Origin of the sequence: Pseudarthrobacter scleromae (assembly GCF_014644515.1) — a bacterium.
Taxonomy (GTDB): domain Bacteria; phylum Actinomycetota; class Actinomycetes; order Actinomycetales; family Micrococcaceae; genus Arthrobacter; species Arthrobacter scleromae.
In genome coordinates this window covers 78,112-93,459 of record NZ_BMKV01000004.1, presented here as the reverse complement: position 1 = coordinate 93,459, position 15,348 = coordinate 78,112, and the positions used below count along the sequence as shown (strand labels likewise).

General features: G+C 66.4%; 12 protein-coding genes and 1 tRNA gene. 9 read left to right on the top strand and 4 right to left on the bottom strand.

Annotation, left to right across the window (positions count from 1 at the left end):
* Positions 1 to 124: 124 nt before the first annotated feature.
* Entirely contained in the window at positions 125 to 751 is a 627-nt protein-coding gene (locus tag IEX33_RS11395; RefSeq protein WP_188730273.1) for a TetR/AcrR family transcriptional regulator, read from the bottom strand.
* Between the two features lie 166 nt (positions 752 to 917).
* Between IEX33_RS11395 and IEX33_RS11390 the strand changes: the two genes are divergently transcribed.
* The 9 genes from IEX33_RS11390 (at position 918) to sufU (ending at position 12,883) form a co-directional block, all read left to right on the top strand.
* Positions 918 to 989: transfer RNA gene (locus IEX33_RS11390), tRNA-Gln, on the top strand.
* Positions 990 to 1,089: 100 nt separating this feature from the next.
* Entirely contained in the window at positions 1,090 to 2,574 is a 1,485-nt protein-coding gene (glmU, locus tag IEX33_RS11385) for a bifunctional UDP-N-acetylglucosamine diphosphorylase/glucosamine-1-phosphate N-acetyltransferase GlmU (RefSeq protein WP_188730272.1), read from the top strand.
* The gene (locus IEX33_RS11380; protein ID WP_104185336.1) at positions 2,571 to 3,551 is read left to right on the top strand and encodes a ribose-phosphate diphosphokinase; all 981 of its coding nucleotides are present in this window, start codon (positions 2,571 to 2,573) and stop codon (positions 3,549 to 3,551) included. Before glmU ends, IEX33_RS11380 begins: the two co-directional genes overlap by 4 nt.
* Positions 3,552 to 3,795: 244 nt before the next feature.
* Positions 3,796 to 4,404 carry a 50S ribosomal protein L25/general stress protein Ctc gene (locus IEX33_RS11375; RefSeq protein WP_188730270.1) on the top strand — a complete coding sequence of 203 codons (609 nt, stop codon included), beginning with the start codon at positions 3,796 to 3,798 and terminating at the stop codon, positions 4,402 to 4,404.
* Between the two features lie 112 nt (positions 4,405 to 4,516).
* Entirely contained in the window at positions 4,517 to 5,107 is a 591-nt protein-coding gene (pth, locus tag IEX33_RS11370; RefSeq protein ID WP_188730268.1) for an aminoacyl-tRNA hydrolase, read from the top strand.
* A 123-nt stretch (positions 5,108 to 5,230) separates the two neighbouring features.
* Positions 5,231 to 7,966: a LuxR C-terminal-related transcriptional regulator gene (locus IEX33_RS11365; protein WP_188730265.1), complete on the top strand. Its 2,736-nt coding sequence runs from the start codon at positions 5,231 to 5,233 to the stop codon at positions 7,964 to 7,966.
* A gap of 1 nt (position 7,967) precedes the next feature.
* On the top strand, positions 7,968 to 10,613 hold the full coding sequence (locus tag IEX33_RS11360) for a helix-turn-helix transcriptional regulator (RefSeq protein ID WP_229675346.1): 2,646 nt from the start codon (positions 7,968 to 7,970) through the stop codon (positions 10,611 to 10,613).
* 471 nt (positions 10,614 to 11,084) lie between these two features.
* Positions 11,085 to 12,410, top strand: coding sequence for an aminotransferase class V-fold PLP-dependent enzyme (locus tag IEX33_RS11355; RefSeq protein WP_188730263.1), 1,326 nt, complete (start codon positions 11,085 to 11,087; stop codon positions 12,408 to 12,410).
* Positions 12,411 to 12,433: 23 nt separating this feature from the next.
* Positions 12,434 to 12,883, top strand: a complete 450-nt coding sequence (gene sufU, locus IEX33_RS11350) for a Fe-S cluster assembly sulfur transfer protein SufU (protein WP_104185331.1) — start codon at positions 12,434 to 12,436, stop codon at positions 12,881 to 12,883.
* A 116-nt stretch (positions 12,884 to 12,999) separates the two neighbouring features.
* Here sufU and IEX33_RS11345 read toward each other — a convergent pair whose 3' ends face one another.
* The 3 genes from IEX33_RS11345 to IEX33_RS11335 are packed head-to-tail and all read right to left on the bottom strand — an operon-like array spanning position 13,000 to position 15,274.
* The gene (locus IEX33_RS11345) at positions 13,000 to 13,221 is read right to left on the bottom strand and encodes an SCO4848 family membrane protein (protein ID WP_188730261.1); all 222 of its coding nucleotides are present in this window, start codon (positions 13,219 to 13,221) and stop codon (positions 13,000 to 13,002) included.
* A gap of 3 nt (positions 13,222 to 13,224) precedes the next feature.
* A complete protein-coding gene (locus IEX33_RS11340) occupies positions 13,225 to 13,722 on the bottom strand; it encodes a DUF2505 domain-containing protein (protein ID WP_188730259.1) in 498 nt (165 codons plus the stop codon).
* A gap of 43 nt (positions 13,723 to 13,765) precedes the next feature.
* Complete coding sequence (locus IEX33_RS11335) at positions 13,766 to 15,274, bottom strand: SDR family oxidoreductase (RefSeq protein WP_188730257.1); 1,509 nt, start codon at positions 15,272 to 15,274, stop codon at positions 13,766 to 13,768.
* Between the last annotated feature and the right edge of the window lie 74 nt (positions 15,275 to 15,348).

Genomic DNA, 15,348 nt, shown 5'->3' with positions numbered 1-15,348 from the left:
GTGGGCCATTTTGGCCCGTGTCTAAGCGACGGCGAAGGTCTCCTGCGCCGCGAACCTGGCCACGGCCGCCGGCAAAGGGCTCCTGCGCCGCGAAGGTAACCGCACCGCGTAGGTGACAACAATTTCACCCCTCGGACATGAGTTCCGGGTCCCTTTTGAGGCCGGTCAGGCCGTTCCAGGCGAGGTTGACCAGGTGCGCGGCGACGGTGTGCTTGTCCGGCTGGCGGCTGTCCTGCCACCATTGGCCGGTCATTGCCACCATTCCCACGAGCATCTGGGCGTACATGGCGCCGTCCTCGCCACTGAGGCCGCGGCGGGAGAATTCGTCGGAGAGGATGTGCTCAACGCGGGCGGTGACGTGGGAGAGCAGCGTGGAGAAGGCCCCCTCAGGCTGCGACGGCGGTGCGTCCCGCATCAGGATCCGGAACCCTTCCGTGCGGTCCTCGATGTAGGTCAGCAGTGCGAGGGCGGCCCGTTCCACCAGGACCCTCGGTTTTGCCTCCTCGGTCAGCGCGGCGTTGATGGCGTCGAGGAGGAGCCGGAACTCGTGGTCCACCACCTGGGTGTACAGGCCTTCCTTGGAACCGAAGTGCTCGTAGATCACCGGCTTGGACACCCCGGCGCACGCCGCGATTTCCTCGATGGTGGTCCCGTCAAGGCCCTTGGCGGCGAAAAGTCCGCGTCCGACGTCGATCAGCTGGCTCCGCCGCTGCAGGCCGGTCATGCGTGTCCGCGGAGGGTTGTTGCTCACATTTCCATCATGCACCACCGGTCACGGGCAGGCCTGCAGCGCGACGGCGGGCGGACCGCGGGACGCGAAACCGGAGGGTTAGGCCGGCGGGACCGTCCCGTGTCGCGCAGCGCCTCTAACCCGTGGCAAAATAACTACTTGTGCCCGGCCGCGCGCCACGGCACGGTCCGCTCTGGTGTAATGGCAGCACCCCGGCCTTTGGAGCCGTGGAGTATAGGTTCGAATCCTATGGGCGGAACTGCTGCGCGTGGAGCGTTCAGTAGGATGACATTCGGTGCCGCCCGCACGTCGGCCGGCCACCGTCAGCGCCAGCGTAACCAAGCAAGGAGAGCCCGTACGTGATCCCCGAGAACACCGGCCCGGCCGCAGTAATCGTCCTGGCGGCAGGCGCCGGTACCCGGATGAAGTCGCGTACCCCCAAGATTTTGCATGAGATCGGCGGCAGGTCCATGGTGGGCCATGCCCTGCTGGCGGCCCGCAGCGTCAACCCCCGCCAGTTGGCCATCGTGGTCCGCCATGAACGCGACCTGGTGGCACGCCACCTCGCGGACGTGGATCCGGCGGCCGTGATCGTGGACCAGGACGACATCCCGGGCACCGGCCGTGCCGTGGAAGTGGCCCTCCAGGCCCTCGACGCCGACCAGCACCTGACGGGCACCGTGGTGGTGACCTACGGTGACGTGCCGCTGCTCTCCGGTGAACTGCTTGCGGAACTCGTGGCCACCCACGAGCGCGAGGCCAACGCGGTGACCGTGCTGACCGCCGTCCTGGACGACGCCACCGGCTACGGCAGGATCCTCCGCGGGGAGGATGGAACGGTCACCGGCATCCGGGAGCACAAGGACTCCTCCGAGGCAGAGCGGCTCATCCGGGAGGTCAATTCCGGCATTTACGCCTTCGACGCAGCAGTCCTCCGTGACGCCCTGGCCCACGTGACCACCGATAATTCACAGGGCGAGAAGTACCTGACAGACGTCCTGGGCCTGGCCCGCGAGTCGGGCGGCCGGGTGGCCGCCGTCGTCACTGCTGACCGCTGGCAGGTGGAAGGCGCCAACGACCGCGTCCAGCTCTCCGCCCTGGGCGCCGAGCTGAACCGCCGCACCGTGGAGGCCTGGATGCGTGCCGGCGTCACGGTCGTCGACCCCGCCACCACCTGGATCGACTCATCGGTGACCCTGGACGAGGATGTCCGCATCCTTCCCAACACGCAGCTTCACGGCACCACCACCGTGGCGAGGGACGCCGTCGTCGGACCTGATACCACCCTGACGGACGTCACCATCGGCGAGGGCGCCACGGTGACCCGCGCCCATGGTTCCGGGGCCGTCATCGGCGCCCGGGCCGCCGTCGGGCCCTTCACCTACCTTCGCCCCGGCACGGTGCTGGGTGAGGCCGGCAAGATCGGCGCCTTCTACGAAACCAAGAATGTGACCATCGGCCGCGGCTCCAAGCTGTCCCACCTCGGGTACGCCGGAGACGCCGAAATCGGCGAGGACACCAACATCGGCTGCGGCAACATCACGGCGAATTACGACGGCGAGAAGAAGCACCGCACGGTCATCGGCTCGGGCGTCCGCACGGGTTCCAACACAGTCTTCGTTGCCCCGGTCACCGTGGGGGACGGCGCCTACAGCGGTGCCGGCGCGGTGATCCGCAAGGACGTGCCCGCGGGAGCGCTCGTGCTGACCGTTGCAGCGCAGCGCAACACCGAGGGGTGGGTGGCGGCGAACCGCCCCGGAACCCGCTCCGCTGAACTGGCCCAGGCAGCCACCAAAGATTCCTCAAGTACCCCGGCATCTACAGAAGAGGGCAACCAACCATGAGCGAAATTACGGCGCGCGGCGAAAAGAAGCTGGTGCTCGCCACCGGGCGGGCCCACCCCGAGCTGGCCCGGGAAATCGCCAAGGAACTGGGTACCGAGCTGCTGCCGGTGGACGCATACGACTTCGCCAACGGCGAGATCTACGTCCGCGCCGGCGAGAGCGTCCGCGGCACCGATGCCTTCGTCATCCAGGCCCACCCGGCACCGCTGAACAACTGGCTGATGGAACAGCTGATCATGATCGATTCGCTGAAGCGCGCCTCCGCCAAGCGCATCACGGTGGTCTCGCCGTTCTATCCCTACGCCCGCCAGGACAAGAAGGGACGCGGCCGCGAACCCATCTCCGCCCGGCTGGTTGCGGACCTGTACAAGACGGCAGGCGCGGACCGCATCATGAGCGTGGACCTGCACACCTCGCAGATCCAGGGCTTCTTCGACGGCCCGGTGGACCACCTCATGGCCATCCCGCTCCTCGCCGACTACATCCGCACCCGGGTGGACGCCGAGAACGTCACCGTTGTCTCCCCGGACACCGGACGCGTCCGGGTGGCGGAGCAGTGGGCAGAGCGGCTGGGCGGCGCACCGCTCGCGTTCGTGCACAAGATGCGCGACCTCACCGTGCCCAACCAGGCTGTTTCCAAGACGGTGGTGGGCCAGATCGAGGGCCGCACCTGCGTCCTGATCGACGACATGATTGACACCGGCGGAACCATTTCCGGTGCCGTCCAGGTGCTGAAGAACGCCGGGGCAAAGGACGTCATCATCGCGGCCACCCACGCGGTCTTCTCCGATCCCGCCGCCAAGCGCCTCTCGGAGTCCGGCGCCCGCGAGGTAGTGGTCACCAACACCCTTCCGCTCACCGGATCCCAGCGGTTCCCCCAGCTGACCGTGCTCTCCATCGCGCCGTTGATCGCCCGGGCCGTTCGTGAGGTTTTCGACGACGGCTCGGTCACCAGCCTCTTCGACGGCAACGCCTAAGGCAGGCCCGCTGCGGCGCCGGTCCCGTTTTCAGTAAACGCGACCGGCGCTGGTAGGCTTGTCAGCGATACCTTGGCGAGGGAGAGCGCCGGTCACTGTTCACGCGGTCACCGGAGTGCAGGTCTCCGTTATCGACTGGGTCTGAATCTCCCTTCAAGATGGGCACGGCTCCGGCCGCCTGGCGTTGAAGGTCGCGACAGACCTCCGCCCTTGCTGAACACCGTTTAGTTTCAAGGAGATTTCCATGTCTGAGCAGAAGCTCGCAGCAGAAGTACGCACCGAATTCGGCAAGGGCTACGCCCGCCGCGCGCGGATGGCCAACCTCATCCCCGCCGTCATCTACGGCCACGGCGCAGACCCCATCCACATCACCCTGCCGGCGAAGGCCACCACCCTGGCCGTCCGCACCGCCAACGCCCTGCTGTCCCTGGACATCAACGGTGAAGGCCACCTGGCCCTGGTGAAGGACGTCCAGCGCGATCCCATCAAGCAGATCATCGAGCACATCGACCTCCTGACCGTCCGCCAGGGCGAGAAGGTCACGGTTGACGTTGCCGTCCACGTTTCCGGCGAAACCGCACCCGGCACCGTGCACAACCTCGAGCTCACCGTCGTGTCCCTCGAGGCCGAGGCCACCCACCTGCCGGAGTCCGTTGAGGTCAGCATCGAAGGCCGCGCAGCCGGCGAGCACATCCACGCTTCCGACCTGGTGCTGCCGAAGGGCTCCGTCCTGCTCACCGACGCCGAGGCGCTCGTGGTGAACATCTCGGAAGCTATCGAGATCGCCGAAGAAGAAGCCGGCGAGGGCACCGAAGAGGCTACTGCAGCCTCCGAGGAAGCAGCAGCCGAGTAATCAGCCGCATTCCCCGCCTGTGGCCGGATCCCTGCGGGGGTCCGGCCACTGGCATGTCTAGTGCCTTTCACCGGCGCCGGGCGCGGCAAACCCCCCACCCTAGGATTGATTCATGACTGATACCTGGCTCATTATTGGCCTCGGAAACCCGGGAGCTCAGTACCAAGGCAACAGGCACAATGTCGGCCAGATGGTGCTCGACGAACTCGCCGGCCGGATGGGTGCCGGTTTCAAGAGCCACAAGGCCCGCGCCCAGGTGCTCGAAGGACGCCTGGGCATTGGCGGACCACGCGTGGTGCTGGCAAAACCGATGAGCTACATGAATGTTTCCGGCGGCCCTGCTGCCGCGCTGGCGAACTTCTACGGCATCGCCCCTGACCATGTGGTGGCAGTCCATGACGAAATCGACATCCCGTTTAATACGGTAAAGCTCAAGATCGGCGGGGGAGAGGGCGGCCACAACGGGCTGCGGGACATCTCCAAGGCCTTGGCCACCAAGGACTACCTCCGCGTCAGGGTAGGGGTGGGACGGCCGCCCGGGCGCATGGAAACGGCCGACTATGTCCTGCGCGACTTCGGTACTGCCGAGCTCAAGGAACTCCCCTTCCTGCTGGACGAAGCAGCGGACGCAGTGGAGATCCTGGTCCGTGATGGCCTGACCGCGGCGCAGCAGAAGTTCCACCCCGCGAAGTCCGAACGCTAGCAACATGAAAACTTAAAGGCCCTTTGCCCTGTCTCGTTGTCTGTGCACCGGGGTAGTCTTCTTCCTATGCGGGGGAGCAATGGGGCTACATCCCGCTATCGCGGGGATGTAGGGGAAAAGTTCATGTCAATCGAGCCACTCAGCTGGGGACGTGGGTCAACACCCCACGACGTTGGGCTGAACAGGGATGCCTCCGGCAAGCGGGAGGGCCAGCTGTGGTCTGCCCCTGCCCGGGGCGCAAACCTCGAATCGGTCCGCACGGCCCTCACCAGCGCCGATTCCCTCGGCGTGGTGATCACCGGGGGACGCGGCGTGGGGAAGTCCTCGCTGGCCCGGGCAGCGGTCATGGACCTGGGCCCGGACGTGTGGTCGCTGCAACTCCGCAGCGGTCCGGCCGGTTCCACCACGCCGTACGGCTGCCTTTCCTTCCTCCTCGCACGGCTTCCGCAGGCCTACATGGGCTCTCCCACGGCAATACTGCGCGGCATCACCTCCCTGATCCGCAGCGATGCGGCCGGCCGCCCCTGCGTGATCACCCTGGACACCTGCGGAAGCATTGACGAGATGAGCGCGGGGGTACTGCTGAACGTACTCCTGACCGGCACGGCGAAAATCATTGCCGTGGCGCCCAAGATCAGTGACCTGCCGGCGGACTTCCATTGGCTGCTGACGGACCGGCGCCTCGCTGAAGTCCGGCTCAGCAACCTCAACGAGCTGCAGACCCGCCAGGTCCTGTTGTCCCTCCTGGGCCACCGGGTGTCGGCATCCCTGGTGGGCACCTACCACCACATGGTGGGCGGCAACCCGCTGTTGCTGAAGGCGCTCGTCACCGAACAGCAGCTGTCCGGGAACCTCGTCCTGTCCGACTCCGTCTGGACGCTGCGGGACAAAGTGGTGCTCGATGGCGCGGCCAGCCTCGACGACATCGTCCGCTCCCGCTGGTCCAGGGAGACGCCCGAAACCCGGGAAGTCATCGAGATGCTGTCCTGCGCGCGCCGGGTGGAACTCTCAAGGCTTACTGCCATCTACAGCGCCGAAGTGGTGGCGGACATGGAAGACGGCGGGTTGCTGGAGATCGACGCCTCAGACCACCGCTGGGTGTCGTTGCGCGAAAAGTACATTGGGGATGTGGTTCGCACCTGGCTGAGCATAGCCCGGCGCAGGGAGCTGCGGAGCGTGCTCCTGGGCGGCACGGAACCCGATCCTGGCGGGATGACGGTTGAGGAACTGATGGCTTTCGCCGCCTGGACCCACGAGTGCGAGGCGGACCTGAGTCCCGCCCTTGCACTCGCGGCTGCCGACGCTGCCGTCCAGCTGTTCGACCCACGATTCGCCCTGACCTACGCGGAGATGCTTCGCCGGACGGACAGGGAATGGGTGGCCGGCCAGCGCCAGAAAGCCGCCGCCTACCTCCAGCTGGACATGCCCGTCCAGGCCATGGCCGCACTTGATGACATCTCGCAGCCTGAGCTTGACGGCCTCGATGTTGAGGAGTACTCCCACGTCATAGCCGCCAAGTCACACGTCATGATGTGGCTTCCGGAAGCAGCTGCCAAGGTGCCGGACCTGCTTGCGAAAGCCCGGCAGCGCCTTGAGCAGGCGCCGGGCCGCACGGCGTGGCCCGAGCCTGCTGCTGCGGCGGCCAACCGCGTGGCGCTGAGCGAGTTCGAATACCGGGCCTTCGTGGGCGACTACGCCGCCATCATCCCGGCCCTTGAAAAAGCCTCGGATCCGGCTGTGAATCCGGATACCGGGCACCGTATGAATGCAGCCATCCTGCTGATGACCGCGCTGGCCATGACAGGGCGGGAAATGGATGCGCTCAGCGTCATGCGGCAGCTGGGAGGCCAGATCAGTGACGCCTCCCATATCGTCGGCCTGCGCGAACGGTACACCAAGGAGGCCTATCTGGTGCTGCTGACCGCGGGGCAGTGGCGGCGGTGCATCGACCTCCTGGGTCCGCAGGCCACGGACGAACCGCACAGCCTTCCCTTCCGGAGCGCCGCGACGGAGCTTGCGGCCGGCATCGCCTATGTCTATTCGGGCCGTGGCGCCGCTGCCTTGGACCCCCTGATCTCCGCGGCAGCACAGCTGGAGCTCCAACCCGTCCAGGCGGCACTCCGCTGCGCGTACGCAGCCATTGCACTTGCCCATGCCCAGACCGGCAATGCCGCGCAGGCACGCAAATACCTGGGCAAGCTTCAGAGGACGTCCGGAAACTCCAGCTTCATTGCCGGGAGCATGGCGGAATTCTGCGCCCTCGTGGCGGGCCGCTGGCTGGGCGATCCCGACGCCGTTGCCGGGCTCAAGCAGTCCGCCCGCAGGGACATGGAGGCAGGGCGCTTCACCCTGGCCGGGATCAACCTTCTCGCGGCCACCGTGAACGGCAGCGACGCGGACTTCCGCCTGCTGGAGGAGATTGCGGGCCACCGCCAGGGTCCGCTGGCAGAGATCTCCCGGCTGATCGCCGTCGGCACCAGGACCAAGGACGCCAAGACCCTCCTCGCGGGCGGCGAGCTTGCCGCCACCCTGGAGCTGGATGCCGTGGAGGCACGGTGCATGGCCCTTGCCGTGGATTTCGCACGCCAGGACGGCGACTCGCTCACGGCACGGACAGCCCAGGCCCGGCTCGATATCCTGGCTGCCACCGTGGCCAACCTTCCCATCGTGCCCAGCAGCGGAAGCCCGCTGCTGACCAGCCGGGAACGCCAGATTGCCCGGCTGGCAGGACGCGGCGCTTCGAACCGTGACATCGCCCTGGAGATGGGCGTCTCAGTCCGCACCGTGGAAGGCCACCTCTACCAGGTCTTCACCAAACTCGGCGTTACTTCCAGGGGTGATCTGACTGGACTCGTCTAACGTGCACAAGCCCAACACCGCGCAGCGTTTCCTCACGGGGCGGAAAGAGCCGCTGGACCGGATCTGCAACATTGTCCGGAACCGCGCCAGCCAGGCTGTTTTTATTATGGCTGGCCCCGGCATTGGAAAATCCTCCCTCACTGAGGCCATTTCCGAGCGTCTTACCGGGGAAATGAATGTGCTGCAGATGCATGGCAGTACCGCCCTCGCTGCGGTCCCTTTCGGTGTTCTGACTCCATTCACCGGTGACCTGACCGCCGAGGATTCGGTCTCTCCTGTCGCCGTCCTGCGGTCTATGTGGAGCTATTTCGAGGAAGTGAAAGCAGGCAACGGGGCGCCCGTCCTGCTCATCGTTGATGATGCGCACTACCTGGACGAGGATTCCGCCGGCGTGGTGGCGGAGCTGATTTCAGCAGGTTGGGCAACGGTGGTGGCGGCGGCGAGGCCGCGGCCAGGCCTGCCACAGCCGCTGGACCAGCTCTGGTACGACGGCCTGGCCGAACGCGTGGACCTGCGCCCGCTGAACCGGGAACAGATCGAGGAAGTCCTTGCCCACGTCCTGGACGGCACCGTCCCTGACGCCACCGTGGACGCCGTCTGGAGCGCCTCCGGAGGCAACCCACGCGTCCTGGATGCCCTGCTGCATGACGCCGCGGAGTCCGGGGTACTGGCCAAACGGAACGGAATCTGGGTCCTGCTGGGCTCCTTGCCAACGGACGGGGTGCGCCTCACGGCCGTGGTCACCAAGGATCACCTCCGGCGGCGGGCGGAGGAACAGGAAGCCCTGAAATTCATCGCACTAGCCGGACCCGTGGGCCGGAAAGTGATCGAAGACATTTGCGGGGCGGCAGTTGTCCGCTCCTTGCTGGACCAGCAGATGGTCGTCGAAAACTCCGGCGTCCCCTCAGAACTCACCATCTGGAACGGGCTGTTCGCAAAGGCCATCAGGAACACCATTTCCGTGTCCCGAAGCCTGCAGCTTCTGGAGAAAATCCGGGAGCACCAGGACCCTTCAAGCCTCCGCGGGGAAGGCCGGCTGCGGTTTGTGGAATGGTCCCTTGAATGCGGCCTGCGGGTGTCCGACGCCGACATGCTGGACGCCGCACGCGAGGCACTGGCCCGCTTCCGGAACCACAGCGCCCGGTCCATCGCTGCCAAGGTGCAGGACCCTGGGCTTGTCCACCTTGCGCACGCCGTGCAGGCGCGCGCCCTGTATAACGAGGGCACCTACGCAGAAGCTGCCGCACTGCTTGACGGCAGCTGGCTGCAGCTGGCCGAAGACCCCCACGGCACCTCGGTCCTGCTGCTGTGGACCTCAGCCCACCAGGCGACTGGCCGCCCTTTGGCTGACCTGGCGGAGGAGGTGCGGGAGCGCCACCAAGTGTTGCCGGAGGCTACACGGACGGGGCAGGAAGAGCTGTTGCAGCTGCTCCAGTCCGGTGCGGACGTCAATGTGCAGGCGCTGTGCAGCCGTGTGGCGGATATCAGGAACCGCAGCTCCACGGGAAACGCCGGCGAGCCTTTGAAAGCCATCGGCGAGGCGCTGCTGGCGCACGCCCTTGCCTCGGCCGGACGGGCCTCGGAAGGTCTCGACTCCGCGCTCCTTGCCGCGTCCGAGCTGCCGACGTTGGAAGACGACCTGTTCTTCTACTCCGAGTTCGTCCTGGGGCGGCTGGTCATCGACTACCTTGCCATGGGCGAGTGGGAATCCGCCGAGCGGGAACTCGAAAACTATGCGGCAGGACATGCCGCCGGAACCGGGACGTTCAACGGCAGCCTGCAGGTGCTGCGCGGCTATTCAATGCTGCGGCAAGGCCGGATGGAACGGGCCTACCAGTTGCTGCTGCCCGCGGTGGAAGCCCTCAGGCTCAGCGATCCACTGCAGCTGTTCCGCTTCGGTTCGGCCCTCGGCTTCTACGTCGCCGCACGGCTCGGCGACACTGCCCAGGCAAAACGGCTGGAGCAGGACTGCAAAGACGCGGTGGCAGGAGGCCCCGCCCATGAATTCTTGGCAGACGCCTACGGTGCCGCCGCCTCAGAGTACCTGGCCCGCGACGGCAAGGGCCTCGCGGCGCTGCACACCCTGGTGACCACCACGGAGGCCTCGTCACGGGCCGGCACTTTGCTGGAGCTCCTGTCGCTGTGCTGGGACCTGGGCGATGCCTCGGTGATCCCCATGGTGCATAACGCGGCCCGCGCCGTGGAAGGCCGCTGGGCAGCTGCACTGCTGAAGCTTGCCGCCGACTGGGAGGCCGCTGACGGGGATACCCTGATGGAAACTGCCGCGGCGCTGGAGGACTCCGGCTTCGTCAACCTTGCCCGTGAGGCCTATGCCCGCGCCAGCACGGTGCTGGACCAGACAGGGGAGCGGCGGCGGTCCAGGCAGGCGGTCGCCCAGCGCGAGAAGTGTGATCACGAACTCGGCGAGCGGTTCCGGGAAGGCCGGTTCATTGCGGCGGCACCCGCGGTCCATCTCACCCGCCGTGAACAGGACATCGTTGAGCTCGCCGTACAGGGCCTCACGGACCGCGAGATCGCCCAGCGCCTGATGGTCTCCGTCAGGACAGTGGAGGGGCACCTGTACCGCACCTACGTGAAGCTGGGCGTACGCAGCCGGGACGAGCTGGACTCGGCACTTCCCAAGTAGCCGGCACCCGGACATCGACGCCTCCAGGCTGCTCCAGTGGACGCAGCCCGATGTCCTCCTGCCCTTTCCGTATTTGCTTGTGGCGCCCGCCCACGGTTTGAAGCATGCCTACCGGGTATCAGGCCCCGGTCCCGGTAGTACCCGGTCATGGAATTCGAGTACTGCCTACTCGTGTACGTCCGGGCCCCGCAGGCTTTACTTAAGGAGGTGAAGGAAGCGGCCGGTACACAGGCCGCAAACCCAGCCTGAGAAGTTCAAGGTCTCGCAAGCTTCCGGTCATGGTGACCGGGCCAGACGGGGCCGGCGACGTCAGAGTCTTCTGAGACCGAGACTCTCCCCCCAGCCGTCGCCGGCCCTCCAATCCGCGGGGCTGAAGCCCGGAGCGGACGTGGCGGCTGCCCTTCCGGGCGGCCGCCACAGCCGTGCTGTGGGACAATTGAGTGTCATGGTTGGCATCTCAAGGAGTACGTCTTGGCCGTAGTATCAACGCCGCCCACGCTGGAGCGCGCCCTGCCGGTCATGGATAACGCCGAGGTCCTCCGCATCCGCAATGACTTTCCGGTCCTGAACCAGCTGGTCAATGGCCAGCCGCTGGTCTACCTCGATTCCGGGGCCACCTCCCAGAACCCCCTGAGCGTCATTGAAGCCGAGCAGGAATTCTATGAACAGCGCAATGCTGCGGTGCACCGTGGCGCTCACCATCTCGCCGTGGAGGCCACCGAGGTGTTCGAGGATGCCCGGCAGACCATCGCTGACTTCATCGGCGCTGACTACGCGGAAACCATCTGGACCTCGAACGCCACCGAGGGCCTGAACCTGATCAGCTATGCCTTGTCCAATGCAGGCTTGTGGGCTGCCCAGGGCCGGGGTGACGCAGGGCTCAAAGAGCTTGCCCTGAACCCGGGCGATGAAATTGTGGTGACGGAAATGGAGCACCACGCCAACCTGATCCCCTGGCAGGAACTGGCGTTCCGCACCGGCGCCACCCTGCGCTACATCCCGATCGACGACGCCGGATCACTCCGCATGGACCTGGCCGATGGCATCATCGGTGGCCGGACCCGGGTGCTGGCGTTCACCCATGCTTCAAATGTCCTGGGGACCATCAACCCCGTCGCGGAGCTTGTCGGGCTGGCCCGGAAAGCCGGCGCGCTGGTGGTCCTGGACGCGTGCCAGTCAGCCCCGCACCTGCCCCTGGACGTCAAGGGACTCGATGTGGACTTTGCTGTCTTCTCCGGCCATAAGATGCTTGCCCCCACAGGAATCGGGGTGCTGTACGGGAAGCAGGAACTGCTGGACATCCTGCCGCCCTTCCTCACCGGCGGCTCCATGATCACCACCGTCACCATGGAACGGGCTGAATACCTTCCCGCCCCCCAGCGCTTCGAGGCCGGTACCCAGAGGATTTCCCAGGCCGTGGCGCTCGCCGCAGCGGCGAACTACCTGACGGAAACAGGCCTGGACCGGATCCACCAGTGGGAAGCCGGGCTCGGCCAACGCATGGTTGCCGGACTGGAGTCCATCCCGGGGATCCGGGTCCTGGGTCCGGCCGCCGGAGAAGAACGGATCGGTCTTGCCGCCTTCGATGTCGAGGGTGTCCATGCCCATGACGTGGGGCAGTTCCTTGACTCGAAGGGAATTGCCGTGCGCGTTGGCCACCACTGCGCCCAGCCCCTGCATCGCCGGCTGGGATTGACGGCCACCACCAGGGCTAGCGCCTACCTGTACAACACAACGCACGACGTCGACCAGTTCCTGGATGCCGTCGCCGGCGTGCGGGCCTATTTCCGCGCCTAGCAGGGAAGACCAAAGGTAACACCATGAGCCTTGACCAGCTGTACCAGCAGATCATCCTGGACCATTCCAAGGCCAGGCACGGCAGCGGCCTTGCAGGAACAGCGGCGCCTGAGGGCGCGAACACCGGCCAGTCGCACCAGCTCAACCCGGTGTGCGGGGACGAAGTCACCCTGAGGGTCGCCGTCGAGGACGGAAAAGTGGCCCAGGTTTCGTGGGACGGGGCGGGCTGCTCCATCTCCATGGCGTCCGCATCCGTGCTCAGTGAACTGGCCGAGGGCATGACGGTGGCGGAGCTGCACCAGGCCATCGACAGCTTCCGCGAAGTCCTGCGCTCACGCGGAAAGGTCTCCGCGGATCCTGACCTGCTGGGGGACGCTGCGGCGTTCGAAGGCGTTGCCCGCTATGCGGCCCGGGTCAAGTGCGCCATGATTTCCTGGGTTGCCGCGGAGGACGCACTCAACCAGGCCGCCTGAGCCCGGAGTCCCCCCTCGGGGTTCCCTGGAACAACAAAAGGCCCTCCTCCCGACGGGACGAGGGCCTTCCATCATGCACTTCATGAGTGCAGGGCGGTTACTGCCGGCAGGCCCGTTCAGCCGGCCATCGCCATGATGCCGATGACGGCAGTGGCGGCGCCCAACACCATGGAGATGCTGACCAGCACCACATGGACGGTAAGGAACTTGGTGGCTTTCCCGGCGGAGTTCCGGGCACGCGGATCCTTCATGACCCGGCGCAGGAACTGCGGCCAGACCACCAGGGACCAGACTCCCGCAATGATGAGGACCAGTGAGGCGAAAACGGGCAGTTCCACGGGTTAGTGGCTTTCCAGCCAGGCCTGCGCCTGCTTGGCCTGGAGGTTCAGGGCCTTGGCCACCATCGGCTCCGCAGCGTCGGCGATCTTCCCCCCAAGGAACGGCACCGAGGACTTTACTGCGCCTTCAAGCTCAACACGGGTGCCGCCGTCGGCAGCCACGAGCCGCTGCACGGCGGTGACGTCAACGGGTGCGCCGGCAATCTTCAGCGAGATGTTGCTCTGGCGGGAGCCGTCCGCAGCTGGGGCGTCCCAGTTTTCCACCTGGGTGACCTTGAGGTGCTCACCCACGAACTTCCGGGCAAACTCGGGGAGGCGGGTGGTGGGCAGGGTCCGCACGGAAGTGGCGCTGAAGGCTCCGGCAACGTCTCCGTCCACGGTGAACGACTCCAGTGAGCCGCCCACGAGCTGGCTGACGTGGCGCTGGAAATCTTCGTTCACCAGGACAGCTGCCACGTTGTCGACGGAGTGCGGAAGGGTGGTGGTTGCGCTCAGGGCCATGTGTCCTCCTGGGACGTGCGGAACGGTTTTAACTCCACACATCCTACGGGCTTTGCTCTGCGTGCTCCGCATCCGCGATCTTTTGGGCGGCGGTGGTGATGTTCCGTGCCATGGCCGGGAAGATCAGGCTGTGGAAGGGAAGCACGGCCAGCCAGTACAGCCTTCCGCTGAGCCCTTTGGGGAAGAAGATGGCACGCTGGCGGTAGCGGCTCCCGGCTCCGTCAGGCTCCACGGAGAGCTCCAGCCAGGCACGCCCCGGAGCCCGCATCTCGGCCCGCAGCCGCAGCAGCTTCCCGCGGTCGATCCGTTCCACACGCCACCAGTCAACAACTTCCCCGGTGGCCAGGGTGTGGGGATGCCGCCGCCCGCGCAAGAGCCCGGCGCCCCCGGTCAGCTTGTCCAGCCAGCCGCGCACCTGCCATGCCAAGGGGAGGGAGTACCAGCCGTTCCGTCCGCCGATGCCTTCGATCACTGTCCACACGTGGGCAGGGTCTACGTCGCCGTGGAAGGTCCGCTCGTCGATGAAGACCTTGTGCCCGGCCCACTCGGGGTCGCTGGGCAGGGGATCGGAAGCAGCCCCGGCATTGGCCCACGTTGTTTGCACCTGGCCGTCGCGTTCCTTGCCGAGGGCCAGGGCGACGGCGGTGCGGTAGGTGGTCAGTCCTCCCTCGGGCTGCGGGATGTACTGGTCGATGTCGTGCTCGTCGGACACGGCATCGTGCTGGAGCGACTGGACCAGCGGTACGGCCATGGATAACGGGATGGGGGTGGTCAGGGCAACCCACATGCCGGCAAGCTTGGGCGCCGGGACGGGCAGCGCCAGCACCACCCGGTAGGGGAGCCCGGCTTCGGCCGCGTATTCCTTCATCATCCCGGCATAGGTGAGGACCTGCCGGCAGCCGATGTCGAACGTGCGGTTGATCGGCCCCTCAAGGGACGCCGCCGAGACAAGGTAGTACAGGACGTCCCGCACCGCGATGGCTTCGATCCGGTTGCGGACCCAGCTGGGTGCCGGCATCAGCGGCAGCGTCTCGGAGAGGTGGCGGATCATTTCGAAGGACGCCGAGCCTGAGCCGATCACCACACCGGCCTGGAACACGATGGCGTCCACCGGGCTGTCAAGGAAGACTTTCCCCACCGCTTCGCGGGAGCGCATGTGGGTGGACAGTTCGACCCCCGTGGGGTGCAGCCCGCCGAGGTAGACAATCCTGCCGACTCCCGCGGCCGCAGCGGCCTCCGCAGCCGTCCGCGCCATGGACTGCTCCTTGGCTTCAAACCCTGACCCGGCCGCCATGGAATGCACCAGGTAGTAGAAGACGTCGACGCCGTCCAGCGCCTTCCGGAGCGCCCCGCCGTCGTCAAGGCTGCTTTCCACGACCTCCACCTGGTCCCGCCACGGCACTCCGGCAATTTTGTCCGGGGAGCGCACCAGGACCTTCACCGTGTGGCCGGCCTCCAGGAGCTTGGGCACAAGCCGGCCCCCGATGTAGCCGGTGGCTCCCGTTACCAGGACAGTCCTGGAGGTACGCGGGGTGCTGCTGGTTTCAGTCATGGTGGCTCCTTATCGTCCACAGGCCATTCGGAGCGGCCCGCGGTCTGGACGGCTGCTTTCGTAGACTGCTGCCG

Excerpts from the sequence above, each read along its gene's own strand:
- sufU (WP_104185331.1), top strand. The coding sequence starts at position 12,434 with ATGAGCCTTGACCAGCTGTACCAGCAGATCATCCTGGACCATTCCAAG.
- IEX33_RS11335 (WP_188730257.1), bottom strand. The coding sequence starts at position 15,274 with ATGACTGAAACCAGCAGCACCCCGCGTACCTCCAGGACTGTCCTGGTA.
- IEX33_RS11375 (WP_188730270.1), top strand. The coding sequence starts at position 3,796 with ATGTCTGAGCAGAAGCTCGCAGCAGAAGTACGCACCGAATTCGGCAAG.
- IEX33_RS11340 (WP_188730259.1), bottom strand. The coding sequence starts at position 13,722 with ATGGCCCTGAGCGCAACCACCACCCTTCCGCACTCCGTCGACAACGTG.
- IEX33_RS11365 (WP_188730265.1), top strand. The coding sequence starts at position 5,231 with ATGTCAATCGAGCCACTCAGCTGGGGACGTGGGTCAACACCCCACGAC.
- IEX33_RS11380 (WP_104185336.1), top strand. The coding sequence starts at position 2,571 with ATGAGCGAAATTACGGCGCGCGGCGAAAAGAAGCTGGTGCTCGCCACC.
- pth (WP_188730268.1), top strand. The coding sequence starts at position 4,517 with ATGACTGATACCTGGCTCATTATTGGCCTCGGAAACCCGGGAGCTCAG.